This window comes from Photobacterium sp. J15 (assembly GCF_963870815.1).
In the GTDB taxonomy this organism is placed as follows: Bacteria; Pseudomonadota; Gammaproteobacteria; order Enterobacterales; family Vibrionaceae; genus Photobacterium; species Photobacterium marinum.
The window spans coordinates 3,214,416-3,226,594 of record NZ_CAWMUI010000001.1 but is presented as its reverse complement, the minus strand read 5'-3'; the positions used below and the strand labels follow the sequence as shown (position 1 = coordinate 3,226,594).

The following is a 12,179-nucleotide window of genomic DNA, read 5'->3' as shown; positions in this document are numbered from 1 at the left end:
TAGCACTAAATCGACTACTATGGGCAGAACTACTGTGTATTTATCCATGTGTTTGTTGCCCAGAGGTTGTTGTGGAAAACGATGAAGTGATCATTGAGCGGTTTCTTGATGCAATGTGGATGGAGCGGGGGCTGTCTGATAATACCCTGACTTCTTACCGTAATGATCTCAGGAAATTGTGTGACTGGATCGAACAGGAAAAACTTAGCCTGGCCACGGCCTCGGTAGATGATTTGCAGCGCTACCAGCAGTGGTTGTTTGATGCAGACTATAAGCAAACCTCTCGTGCCCGTATGGTGTCGGCGATCCGCAGGCTTTATCAGTATCTGTACCGGGAAAAAATCCGTGAGGATGACCCGAGTGCCATGCTGGTGACGCCTAAGCTGCCTAAGCGGCTGCCTAAAGATATCAGCGAAGAACAGGTGGATGCCTTGCTTGATGCCCCGGATCCCAATGATCCGATTGAGCTGCGTGATAAAGCCATGCTGGAGCTGCTTTATGCGACCGGGCTGCGTGTTACTGAGTTGGTCAGTCTGACGATGGAAAACGTTAGCCTTCGTCAGGGGGTTGTGCGGGTAACCGGTAAAGGTGATAAAGAGCGCCTGGTGCCGATGGGGGAAAATGCGGTCGATTGGATTGAGCAGTTCCTTGAAGTCGGGCGTCCACAACTGTTGGGTGAGAAAAGCTCGGATGTTGTGTTTCCCAGCAAGCGGGCCAAGCAGATGACCCGGCAGACTTTCTGGCATCGGATAAAGCACTATGCAGTGCTGGCCGGTATCGATCAGGAGAAATTGTCGCCGCACGTAATGCGCCACGCCTTTGCTACTCACCTGCTGAATTACGGTGCAGACTTGAGGGTGGTTCAGATGTTGCTGGGCCACAGTGATTTGTCGACAACCCAGATTTATACCCACGTGGCAACCGAGCGCCTGAAACAGCTGCATGAGAAACACCACCCGAGAGCCTGAAGCGAATGAGATCTTCATGCAGGAAACCTGCTTCGCGTCGGAGCATAAGTTTCATGCTGAGAAAAGAGTCGGGAAATCAGTTATACTGGTTGCTTATTCGTTATTAAAATACAGAGCCCGGAGCCGACGTTTATTGCCTATCGCTTGGTAGCTTGTTGGTTCTGTTATTGAACTCTGAAAGTTTTTCGGACTCTTACAGGTCTTAGTAATTATCTAAATTTTGCTGAAAGGAAATAGTCGAATGCACTTTTTTGGTCGTACCTTACTTGCCTCCGCAGTCGCCATGACGGCGTTTACAGCAGCGGCTGCGCCTGATGATGCTGCTATCAAGGCGAAACTTGGTGGATTGGGACTGGTTCCGAACTCCATTACTCCGTCACCGCTGGCGGGACTGAATGAAGTGGTAACTGACCGCGGCATTATGTATGTTTCCGATGATGGCAGCTATTTCATTGCCGGTCATCTCTACAAGAATGACGGCGCTAAGCCGGTTAACCTGACCGAGCAGAAAATGGCCAAGCTGAATAAAGATAAGCTAAAAGGCCTGGAAAGCGAAATGATTGTCTATCCGGCGAAAGACGAGAAGTACGTGGTTACTGTCTTTACGGATACCAGCTGTGGTTATTGCCGTAAGCTGCACAATGAAATGAAGGCGTATAACGATGCCGGTATCACTATTCGTTACCTTGCTTTCCCGCGTGGTGGTGAACGTTCGCGTAACTTCAGCGAAATGAGTGCTATCTGGGGGGCTAAAGACATGGCCAAAGCAATGGATGATGCCAAGAATGGTCATTTCGACCCTAGCGATATTCCTCAGCGTCCGGATGTGGTTCGCAAGCACTATCAGCTGGGTGTGGCAATGGGCGTGAGTGGTACTCCGGCCATGATTCTGGAAGACGGCACTATGCTGCCAGGTTATCAGCCGGCACCAATGCTGCGTAAAATGCTCGACAGCCGTAACGACAACAGCTAATTCTGATACTGCTGTTAACGATACTGAATTTAAGACCCGGTGCCGGATAACGACACCGGGTTTTTTATATCGCCGCGAGATTAAAAGTTCTCGCTGAACAAGCATCTTGTGGTGACTTGGGTATATAATTGTCCGATTCTAACAGCGCAAAAGACTCAACAACTCAGCATAAAAATAGCCTATATGATTGAAATTAAACGTCGTCCACAGGCCGATATCACCGGCTTTTCCGATGCGGTTCATCCGTTGCTCAAGCGAATTTATGCCAGCCGTGGCCTGGCTTCCGATGCAGAATTAGAGCGGGGTGTCCGTGGCATGCTGGGCTTTAACCGGCTCCATGGCATTGAGGCGGCGGTGCAGTTACTGGCTTCAGCGCTGGCTGACAATCGGCGGATCATTGTTGTCGGTGATTTCGATGCCGACGGGGCAACCAGCTCGGCATTGTCGGTGCTGGCGTTAAGGATGCTGGGTTGCCGCAATGTTGATTACCTGGTACCTAACCGTTTTGATGACGGTTATGGCCTGAGTCCGGAAGTGGTTGAGCAGGCTGAAGAGCGCGGAGCTGAATTGATCATGACTGTGGATAACGGTGTGTCATCGATCGCCGGTGTGGCGGCGGCTAAGGAAAAGGGGATGCAGGTGTTGGTTACCGACCATCACTTGCCGGGTGATCAGCTACCGCTGGCCGATGCAATTGTTAACCCGAACCTGCATGAGTGTGAGTTTCCGTCGAAGTCCCTGTGTGGTGTCGGGGTGGCTTTCTATCTGATGCTGGCGCTTCGCGCTGAATTGCGCAAAAACGACTGGTTTGAAAATCAGGGGCTAGCTGAGCCAAACCTTGCTGAATTGCTTGATTTGGTGGCACTTGGCACTGTCGCCGATGTCGTGGCTCTGGACGGCAATAACCGAATTCTGGTTCATCAGGGGTTGCAGCGGATCCGTGCCGGGAAGTGTCGTCCGGGTATTCGTGCCCTGATTGAAGTGGCGAACCGTGATCCGGCCCGATTGGTATCGACTGATTTGGGCTTTGCGCTTGGCCCGCGTATTAACGCTGCCGGACGTTTGGATGATATGTCGTTCGGGGTTGAGCTGTTGTTGTGTGACAACATTCAGGCTGCCCGCCGGATGGCTTCGGAGCTGGACGCCTTAAACCAGACCCGCAAGGAAATTGAGCAGGGCATGAAAGAAGAAGCCATGGCTATCTGCGAACGCCTTAAGTTCAATCAGCAGGATATGCCTTATGGCCTGGCGCTGTTCCAGCGAGACTGGCACCAGGGCGTGATTGGGATCCTGGCGTCCCGGATCAAAGAGATGTACCACCGCCCGGTTATTGCTTTTGCTGATGCCGGGAACGGTGAAATCAAAGGATCATGCCGTTCGATTCCCGGCCTGCATATGCGTGATGTCCTGGATGTTATTGATACCCAGAATCCGGGAATGATTAGCAAATTCGGTGGTCACGCAATGGCGGCGGGTCTGACGATACCGGAAGACAAGCTGTCGGCATTTACTCAGGCGTTTGATCTGGCGGTGCGCGATGAGCTGGATGAAGATGCGCTCAAAGGCGTTCTGCTGACAGATGGAGAACTGGGGGCTCATGAGCTAAACTTGCAGACGGCCGAGGTGCTGCGCGCTGGTGGCCCGTGGGGGCAGCAGTTCCCTGAGCCGATGTTTGACGGCCGATTCCGCCTTTTGCATCAGAAGCTGGTGGGCGGTAAGCACCTGAAGATGATGCTGGAGCCAATCTGCGGTGGTAGCGTGATTGATGGCATTGCCTTTAATGTTGATTTGCGTCGCTGGCCGGATGCTTCAGTTCAGCAGGTACAGTTAGCCTACCGGTTGGATGTAAATGAATACCGTGGTAACTGTAGTGCTCAACTGTTGGTTGAGTATATCGAGGCGCTTTAAGCGTGATTCCATTGAGTTACAAGCAGCGGGGCAGGTAGGCCCCGTTGTTGTCTGTGTTAGTCTCTGGGGTGGCCGGGATGAAATGCGGCTGAAGCCTGAGACAGTAACTAAATTATTTCAAGATGGTGACAAGACTGTTTATATGATCGGGATGGAATAATAAAATCACCGATAACCTTTCTTCCCCTCTGTATATTCTATCTACAATTCGATAGAATCCACCGGTTATGTCCATTTCAGCTATGAAGAGCGGCAATGTTCGAGATTAATCCTATTAAAAACCGACTTGAGGATGTATCAGCGCGTACTGATGTCCTTAGGGGGTACCTTTGACTACGATGCTAAGAAAGAGCGTCTAGAAGAGGTAAATGCAGAACTAGAGCAACCAGATGTATGGAACGAGCCGGAACGTGCTCAGGCTCTGGGTAAAGAACGCGCAGCCCTTGAGGCTGTGGTAGATACAATCGACCAGTTGGATCAGGGCGTTGAAGACGTTGATGGTCTGCTTGAGCTGGCGATTGAAGAAAACGATCAGGAAACGTTTGACGAGATCGAACCGGAACTGGCTGAGCTGGAAACCAAGCTTGAGAAGCTTGAATTCCGCCGCATGTTCTCCGGTGACCACGATGAGTCAGACTGTTATATCGATCTTCAGGCGGGCTCTGGTGGTACCGAAGCCCAGGACTGGACTTCGATGATGCTGCGTATGTACCTTCGCTGGGCTGAAGCCAAGGGCTTCAAGACCGAAGTGATTGAAGTCTCTGAAGGTGAAGTAGCAGGCCTTAAATCAGCAACTGTCCGTATCAGCGGTGAGTATGCTTACGGCTGGCTGCGTACCGAGACTGGTGTACACCGTCTGGTTCGTAAATCACCGTTCGATTCAGGTGGCCGACGTCATACTTCGTTTGCTTCTGCGTTTATCTATCCGGAAGTGGATGACAATATCGACATCGATATTAACCCTTCTGATCTGCGTATTGACGTATACCGTGCGTCAGGCGCGGGTGGTCAGCACGTAAACACCACGGAATCTGCGGTACGTATTACTCACTTACCGACTAACACCGTGGTGCAGTGTCAGAATGACCGTTCTCAGCATAAGAACAAAGATCAGGCAATGAAGCAGTTGAAAGCAAAACTGTTCGAGCTTGAGATGCAAAAACAAAATGCCGAGAAGCAGGCTAACGAAGACGCCAAGTCTGACATTGGCTGGGGTAGCCAGATCCGTTCATACGTTCTGGATGACTCTCGCATTAAAGATTTACGTACCGGGGTGGAAAACCGTAACACCCAAGCAGTACTAGACGGCGATTTAGACCGTTTTATTGAAGCCAGCCTGAAATCAGGTCTGTAACCGATTCCGGTTAAAAATTTAAGGGTAACCCATGACTGATCAATTACAAGATGAGAATAAGCTGATTGCTGAGCGCCGCGCGAAACTGGATATGATTCGCGAGAAGTGCAAGGCAAACGGCCACCCGAACGATTTCCGTCGCGATAGCCTAGCGGCAGATCTGCAGGCTAAATTCGGCGAGTTATCTAAAGAAGAACTTGAAGAAGCCGGTAACGTAGTTGCTATCGCTGGTCGTATCATGGCTAAGCGTGGTCCTTTCCTGGCAATCCAGGACGTATCTGGCCGCATTCAGGCATACGCTTCTAAAGATGTTCAGAAAGAACTAAAAGACAAATACGCTGGTCTGGATATCGGTGACATCATCGGTGTTAAAGGTGCGCTTCATAAGTCAGGTAAAGGCGATCTTTACGTGAACATGGATGAGTACGAGCTGCTGACTAAAGCACTTCGTCCGCTTCCTGAAAAATTCCACGGTCTGACTGACCAGGAAATGCGCTACCGTCAGCGTTACGTTGACCTGATTGTGAACGAAGATTCTCGCAATGCGATGATGATGCGTTCTAAAGTGGTTAGCGCTATCCGTGACTTCATGACAACCAAAGGTTTCATGGAAGTTGAAACGCCAATGATGCACGTGATCCCTGGCGGTGCAACGGCTCGTCCGTTCATCACTCACCACAATGCTCTAGACATCGACATGTACCTGCGTGTTGCGCCTGAGCTTTACCTGAAGCGTCTGGTTGTTGGTGGTTTTGAGCGTGTATTCGAAATCAACCGTAACTTCCGTAACGAAGGTCTGTCTCCTCGCCACAACCCTGAATTCACTATGATGGAATTCTACATGGCGTACGCTGATTACCGTGACCTGATGGATCTGACAGAAGAGATGCTAAGCAGCATCGCTCAGGATCTTTGCGGTTCGGCTAAGCTGCCATACGGCGATGAAATGGTTGACTTCGGTGGCCCATACCCACGCCTGAGCATGCTGGACGCGATCAAGAAGTACAACCCGGATAACGAAACTATCCAGAAGATGACTTACGACGAAGTTCGTGACATCAACTTCATGCGCAACCTTGCAGAGTCTCTGAGCATTGCTGTCGAGAGCTTCTGGACTTGTGGTCAGATCCTGGAAGAAGTATTCGGTGAAACGGCTGAGCCTAAACTGATCCAGCCTACTTTCATTACTGAGTACCCTGCGGATATCTCTCCACTGGCTCGTCGTAACGATGAAAACCCATTCATTACTGACCGTTTTGAATTCTTCATCGGTGGTCGTGAAGTGGCAAACGGCTTCTCAGAGCTTAACGATGCACAGGACCAGGACGAGCGTTTCAAAGCTCAGGTTGAAGCGAAAGATGCTGGTGATGATGAAGCAATGTACTACGATGCGGATTACATCACAGCTCTTGAGCACGGCCTGCCACCAACAGCGGGCCAAGGTATCGGTATCGACCGTCTGGTAATGCTGTTTACTAACACGCACACTATCCGTGACGTGATCCTGTTCCCGGCAATGCGCCCACAGGCTAAATAACTAAAAATTAGTTATACCATTATCAAAAAGCCACCCAACCGGGTGGCTTTTTTGTGTGAAGTGATAAATCAATTTTAAATCAGTAGCATATAATACGTGATGGTGATCACAATGGCTGGTAGCAAAATGATGCATGTGCCTGTTGTTAGATAAAATTCGTTGGTTGAATATCAACGGTAAAAACAATAATTAGCAGGACTGTCATGAAAAAATTTTTATTGCCGTTTGCGTCAGTTGCATTACTCAGTGGCTGTATGTCTACTCAATTAGTTCCACCTCCAACAGACTTTGTCGGTAGCCTTTCTGATGAGTACAAAGCAGAATTTATGAAGTTTAATGATGCTCCTTCTCGTCCCTTTCGAGGGGGTATGCAGAATTTTCAGTTTGATCAAGAGCGCTCTTTGTTAACAGTTCTTTATCGTTTGCCAAATCCAAGATGGTATTGGAATGTGCATAAATCAGAAGTTGAGAAAGACTTGTTCCCGTATGTTTGTAATGAGTTTGACCATGAATTGGAACAAGGACTTGGGGTGCGTTACTGGTACGTCGGTAATGGCGGTTTTGTTACAGATGTCGTTACTGATAAAACTTGTATTGACCTGAACCAAGGTTAATTTCTGACTATCTTCTCTTGTTGTCATCTTCTGTTTTTACGGCAAGAGAAGAGTTTTCCCTTCCTTACTGATATTTCCGATAGTGGAAATTAATCACCTTTAATTCCTATAGTGAATTTATGCCTGTGATCTGATTCACGTTATTAGGAATTCCTTTTGTTATAAACAGAATAATATTCTGCTTGAATCCTGCATTAAACACCGTCGGTAAGTGACAGATAGATAAATAAATTAGTTTCTTTTGCTGTAACTTGTCTTATAGAGTGGTGTTTAATTTTGTGCTTAAATTGTATCTAAAATGTAAAATTTATTCTTTCCAGTCGAAGTCATCTGTGTAAAATGTCGCCTAACCCACGGGTTACAGTGGGAACAGGATGTAAATGGAAATGTTAATAGCACAACCGACTGGAGATGGACGATGAAGAAATCGCTATCAGGAAAAATTTTTGCTGGCCTGTTTGCGGGTCTGATTATAGGTACTGCGATCCAGTATCTGTTTAACGGCGTGACACTGATGGATACCTATGTGCTCGGACTGGCAGAAGGTGCCGGTGGTATGTTTGTATCTCTGATCAAACTGCTTGTTGTGCCGCTGGTCTATGTCTCGATTGTTTGCGGTATCGTCGAGCTGAAAGATATTACGGCATTTGGTCGCTTAGGTGGCAAAACCTTTGGTCTCTACATTATTAACACCATCATTGCGATCACAGCCGCGCTGACCGTGGGCATGATTTTCCAGCCGGGTGCCGGTGCTAATCTGGCCGGAACCGTTTCTGAAGCCGTTGAGCTGACGACGACAGAAACGCCTGATATTTTCTCGCTGATCGTCAACATTGTTCCAAGTAACCCGATCCAGGCGTTTGCTAATGGTGATATGTTGCAAATCATCTTTATGGCGATTCTGACCGGTCTGGCAATTCAGGCTCTGGATAGCCGTGGTGGCCCGGCAATCAAGACTTTCAAGATGGCTAACGAAATCATGATGAAGCTGGTTGGCCTTGTTATGAGCCTGGCACCATACGGTGTATTTGCCCTGATGATTCAGCTGGGTGCTACTCTGGATGCGAACACCCTGATGTCAGTTGCCGGTTATGTGGCGCTGGTGGTAGCAATGCTGGTGTTCTGGATTTTCTTCTTCTACCCGATGGTTGTGGGCCTGACTACCGGTATCAAACCGTCGCAGTTCCTGCGTAATACCCGTGAGCAGGTTCTGTTCTCGCTGTCGACGGCAAGTTCTAACGCAACCATTCCGGTAACCATGCGTACCCTGACCGATAAGATTGGAGTGTCTAAGTCTGTTGCCGGTTTCGGGGTACCACTGGGCGCAACCATGAACATGTCAGGCGTATCTATCTATATTGCGCTGGCAACTATCTTCGTCGCTAACGCTTTTGGGCAGCCAATTAACACTTCTGACCTGTTTACTCTGGGTCTGACTATCCTGCTGCTGTCTATCGGTGCAGGTGGTGTTCCGGGTGGTGGTGTGGTGATGGTAGGTGTACTGCTTCACCAACTGGGTCTGCCTGCAGAAGGTCTGGCAATTATTGCAGCGGTTGACCGAATCAATGACATGTTCTGTACCAGCTCGAATGTTGTCGGTGACACAGCTGTAAATACCATTGTTGCTAAGAGTGAAAATGAAATTGGTGTGGAAGATACGGAAGTGCGTCCGGAGACTGTAACAGTGAGTTAACTCGCAATCAGACGATGAGAAAAAAGCGCCTTCGGGCGCTTTTTGCGTTTGGGGGCGATAATTTAGATGAAATCTTTCTTTGTATATTGATTATAATAGTAAACAGGTTGCATTTGTTTTGCCGAGCATTTTATCATTAAGGTTCGGGATTTTATCTGTATGTATTTTTTGCAAATCCTGATTTTTTAACGGTTGAACTTATGACTAACGATATCAGTGATTTGTACTGGCAGATGGAAAGGCGGTAAAGGATGAAGACAGAAATAAAACGCGCTTCAGCCCTGGGAACACTCATTGTACTGGGGGGAAGTCAGATCCCCTGGATCGCAACATTGGAGAAAGCAGGCTGGATTTGTCACCGTTGTTATGATCTCCGTACTGCCGAGTCACTGTTGTTGGAAGTAGGACCTTGTGTCGGTGTTGTAGATTTAACTCAGGATGACTTTAGCCTTAACGGGATCGCCGGTCTGGTGAACCGAAATAAGCAGGCTCGCTGGTTAGCCCTGGTTCGAGAGAATCAACTCAATACAGAGACGATTTGCCAGTTCATTGTGAGTTTCTGCATTGACTATTTTACTTCACCGGTGCCGGAGTCTCAGTTACTTAAAACGATCGGGCATCAGCTTGGGATGCTGCAGCTTGAGCGCAAGGTATGGCCAGATTTGGGTAACTTTGGTCAGCATGGCCTTCAGGGAAATGCAGCAGCGATGAAAAAATTGCGCCATCAGGTAACACGGATGGCGGCAGCGGATATGCCGATTTTCGTTCAAGGCGAAATCGGGACAGGTAAAGAGCTTGTCGCTCAGGCTATCTATCAGGCATCAACGAGGGCTAAAGCGGCGTTTGTCACTGTCAGTTGTGATGCAGTGAATGATACCTGGACGATGGCTGATGATAATGTCGGCTCTGAGCTGTGTTATTTTGAGCAGGCTGATAAAGGTGTTTTGTATCTGGATGAAATCTCTCAGCTCAGCGATGAGCGGCAGCAGGAATTATCCCGTTTTCTTCAGGACGGGTGCTTTACTAATGCAGATGACAGCCTGGTTAAGTCCGATGTCAGGCTGATAGTATCAACCCGTTATCCGCTGGAGGAGTTGCTTGCCAGCGGCAAGATACGGGAAGAACTCTATTATCGCCTTAATGTTCTGGGCCTTACGGTTCCGCCTCTGCGTGAGCGAGGAGAGGATATTTTGTTACTGGCCGAGTACTTATTGCTGAAGTTTTCCCGGCAGTATAACAGTATGGCAAAATCTTTTTCTGAAGATGCTTGTAAGCTGCTGCTGCATTACCCGTGGCCGGGCAATGTGCGAGAGTTGATTGGTCAGATTAAGCGCGCTATTTTGCTGGCAGAAACCAGGGTTATCGATGCTGAGCATTTTGATCTTCCTCGTTTGTGTGATGATAAGCAGAGCCTGAAGAAGATTCGGGAAGAGTCTGAGCGCAGCGCTTTGTTGACAGTACTGGAGAATAATAAGGGCCAGATTTCGGCTGCTGCCAGAGAACTGGGCGTGTCGCGCGCTACAATGTATCGCCTGCTGAATAAGCACGATTTGGTGCCGCCCCCCCGGCACTTCCGTCAGGGGTAAAGAAAAAAAAGCGCCGTAAGGCGCTTTTTTGTGCATGCTTTTTATGTTTTTTAGTGTTGGTTCGACGTTGCGATCAGGCTTGAGAAGTTGTACCGGCCGGAATCGGGAATACCTTGTCATACGCCAGATTGTAACCGTAGGTGTAAAAAAGGTAGAACACCACAAGCCCGATATCCATGATAAAGGCGTCCAGCAGACTAATATTCAGCCACCAGGCAATTACCGGCAGGGTAATCCACAGTAGGCTGAGTTCAAACAGGATGGCGTGGATGATCCTGTGTTTAGCCTGCTTTTCCAGTTGGCCGATGTATTTCATCATCGCTTTGTCAAACAGTAAGTTATAGACAAAGTTCCAGCCTGTAGCAAACAGTGAAAAAGCAATTCCCAGAGCCCCGACTTTGTGGGCTTCGAAGCCAAACAACTGGCTGAGTACGACGATAATCAGAACGAGCGCAATCAGTTCAAAACCGATGGCATGGCGGATTCTGTCCAGAGTTGAACGCATAATTGTTTTCCCGTGATATAGAAATTGAGTCAAGCTGAGCTTGGGATATGCGTTAATTCTAACGGTATATTTGATATTATTAAGTTAGATACTATCGCTTATGTAGATAGATTTGGATGCCCAGCAAAGAAATAAGAGGGAGAGCCGGATGCGATTTTCGATGGAACAACTTGAAGCTTTTGTCGCATCGGCGGAAGCGGGCTCATTTTCTGCTGGTGCCCGGCGGCTTGGGAAAGCTCAGTCGGTCGTCAGTACCGCGGTAGCGAACCTGGAAGCAGATTTAAATCAGGAATTATTTGATCGAAGCGGTCGAACACCTTTGCTGACCCCGAATGGAAAAGTGTTGCTGGTAAAAGCAAAACGGATTTTGGATGAATGCGGGATTTTGCTGGCTGCGGCAGACAGCTTTCAGATGGGCGTAGAACAAAAAGTAACTTTGGCGGTGGAGTCGATGGCCATGACCCAGACGATGGCCGATCAGCTGAAGTTGTTTGAAGCGGCTTACCCTCAGGTTGAAGTTGAAATTCTCAGCGCTGGTGAAGGTGACGTTCTGAAGCTGGTAAGAGAAGGACGAGCCCAAATCGCGGTTATGTTACAGATGGAGGCGCTTCAACCCGGAATCGAAGTGCATGGTATCGGTACGTTAGAAATGTGGTGTATTGCGGCGGCTTGTCATCCTCTTGCTAATGTCTCCAAGCCGAAATGGCAGGACTTGCAGCAATCCCGGCAGATCTTGGTGACCGGCCGTTACGGACAGGATCAGCAACGCTGGCGGGTGTCAGATGCGGTATGGCAGACAGAAAATGCGATTTCAGCAATGCAGTTGGTTAGCAGTGGCATTGGCTGGGCTGCATTGCCGGCAGAAATGGTGCGTGATGTAATTGAATCCGGCGTTCTGATACAACTGGCTCTGGATTTTGAAAGCCAGCCCTGGCGACAGGGGGTGGATATTGCCTGGTCGACCCAGCATCCGATGGGGCCAGCGTCACGGGAACTACTTAAGTTGCTGAGAGAAATCCGGTTGTGAATCATGGTGTAAGG

The 12,179-nt window shown here is 48.8% G+C and carries 10 protein-coding genes; 9 read left to right on the top strand and 1 reads right to left on the bottom strand.

What is annotated here, in order from left to right; genetic code table 11:
• The first annotated feature begins 71 nt into the window (after window positions 1–71).
• The 8 genes from xerD to AACQ93_RS14430 all read left to right on the top strand — a co-directional run bounded on the left by xerD (window position 72) and on the right by AACQ93_RS14430 (window position 10,633).
• Entirely contained in the window at window positions 72–968 is an 897-nt protein-coding gene (gene xerD / locus AACQ93_RS14465; RefSeq protein WP_007464911.1) for a site-specific tyrosine recombinase XerD, read from the top strand.
• Between the two features lie 241 nt (window positions 969–1,209).
• On the top strand, window positions 1,210–1,941 hold the full coding sequence (gene dsbC, locus AACQ93_RS14460) for a bifunctional protein-disulfide isomerase/oxidoreductase DsbC (protein WP_064605870.1): 732 nt from the start codon (window positions 1,210–1,212) through the stop codon (window positions 1,939–1,941).
• Window positions 1,942–2,124: 183 nt separating this feature from the next.
• Window positions 2,125–3,849 carry a single-stranded-DNA-specific exonuclease RecJ gene (gene recJ, locus AACQ93_RS14455; protein ID WP_064605869.1) on the top strand — a complete coding sequence of 575 codons (1,725 nt, stop codon included), beginning with the start codon at window positions 2,125–2,127 and terminating at the stop codon, window positions 3,847–3,849.
• Window positions 3,850–4,104: 255 nt separating this feature from the next.
• Window positions 4,105–5,203 (top strand): peptide chain release factor 2 gene (gene prfB / locus AACQ93_RS14450; RefSeq protein ID WP_157097576.1). Its coding sequence is split into 2 segments (ribosomal slippage): window positions 4,105–4,179 and window positions 4,181–5,203, totalling 1,098 coding nucleotides; the frame shifts between segments, so codons are not numbered across the junction.
• Between the two features lie 31 nt (window positions 5,204–5,234).
• Window positions 5,235–6,740, top strand: coding sequence for a lysine--tRNA ligase (gene lysS / locus AACQ93_RS14445; RefSeq protein WP_007464903.1), 1,506 nt, complete (start codon window positions 5,235–5,237; stop codon window positions 6,738–6,740).
• 203 nt (window positions 6,741–6,943) lie between these two features.
• Entirely contained in the window at window positions 6,944–7,354 is a 411-nt protein-coding gene (locus tag AACQ93_RS14440) for a hypothetical protein (protein WP_064605868.1), read from the top strand.
• 418 nt (window positions 7,355–7,772) lie between these two features.
• Window positions 7,773–9,047, top strand: coding sequence for a dicarboxylate/amino acid:cation symporter (locus tag AACQ93_RS14435; RefSeq protein ID WP_064605866.1), 1,275 nt, complete (start codon window positions 7,773–7,775; stop codon window positions 9,045–9,047).
• 251 nt (window positions 9,048–9,298) lie between these two features.
• Window positions 9,299–10,633, top strand: coding sequence for a sigma-54-dependent transcriptional regulator (locus AACQ93_RS14430; RefSeq protein ID WP_064605864.1), 1,335 nt, complete (start codon window positions 9,299–9,301; stop codon window positions 10,631–10,633).
• Window positions 10,634–10,706: 73 nt separating this feature from the next.
• Here AACQ93_RS14430 and AACQ93_RS14425 read toward each other — a convergent pair whose 3' ends face one another.
• Window positions 10,707–11,138: a PACE efflux transporter gene (locus AACQ93_RS14425; RefSeq protein WP_064605861.1), complete on the bottom strand. Its 432-nt coding sequence runs from the start codon at window positions 11,136–11,138 to the stop codon at window positions 10,707–10,709.
• 148 nt (window positions 11,139–11,286) lie between these two features.
• Here AACQ93_RS14425 and AACQ93_RS14420 point away from each other — a divergent pair, with 148 nt between their 5' ends.
• The gene (locus tag AACQ93_RS14420) at window positions 11,287–12,165 is read left to right on the top strand and encodes a LysR family transcriptional regulator (RefSeq protein WP_064605857.1); all 879 of its coding nucleotides are present in this window, start codon (window positions 11,287–11,289) and stop codon (window positions 12,163–12,165) included.
• Window positions 12,166–12,179: the final 14 nt, after the last annotated feature.

What these genes read in the sequence shown, in the direction of transcription:
- recJ (WP_064605869.1), top strand. Translation starts at nt 2,125, where the DNA reads ATGATTGAAATTAAACGTCGTCCACAGGCCGATATCACCGGCTTTTCC.
- AACQ93_RS14420 (WP_064605857.1), top strand. Translation starts at nt 11,287, where the DNA reads ATGCGATTTTCGATGGAACAACTTGAAGCTTTTGTCGCATCGGCGGAA.
- AACQ93_RS14435 (WP_064605866.1), top strand. Translation starts at nt 7,773, where the DNA reads ATGAAGAAATCGCTATCAGGAAAAATTTTTGCTGGCCTGTTTGCGGGT.
- lysS (WP_007464903.1), top strand. Translation starts at nt 5,235, where the DNA reads ATGACTGATCAATTACAAGATGAGAATAAGCTGATTGCTGAGCGCCGC.
- dsbC (WP_064605870.1), top strand. Translation starts at nt 1,210, where the DNA reads ATGCACTTTTTTGGTCGTACCTTACTTGCCTCCGCAGTCGCCATGACG.
- AACQ93_RS14440 (WP_064605868.1), top strand. Translation starts at nt 6,944, where the DNA reads ATGAAAAAATTTTTATTGCCGTTTGCGTCAGTTGCATTACTCAGTGGC.
- AACQ93_RS14430 (WP_064605864.1), top strand. Translation starts at nt 9,299, where the DNA reads ATGAAGACAGAAATAAAACGCGCTTCAGCCCTGGGAACACTCATTGTA.
- AACQ93_RS14425 (WP_064605861.1), bottom strand. Translation starts at nt 11,138, where the DNA reads ATGCGTTCAACTCTGGACAGAATCCGCCATGCCATCGGTTTTGAACTG.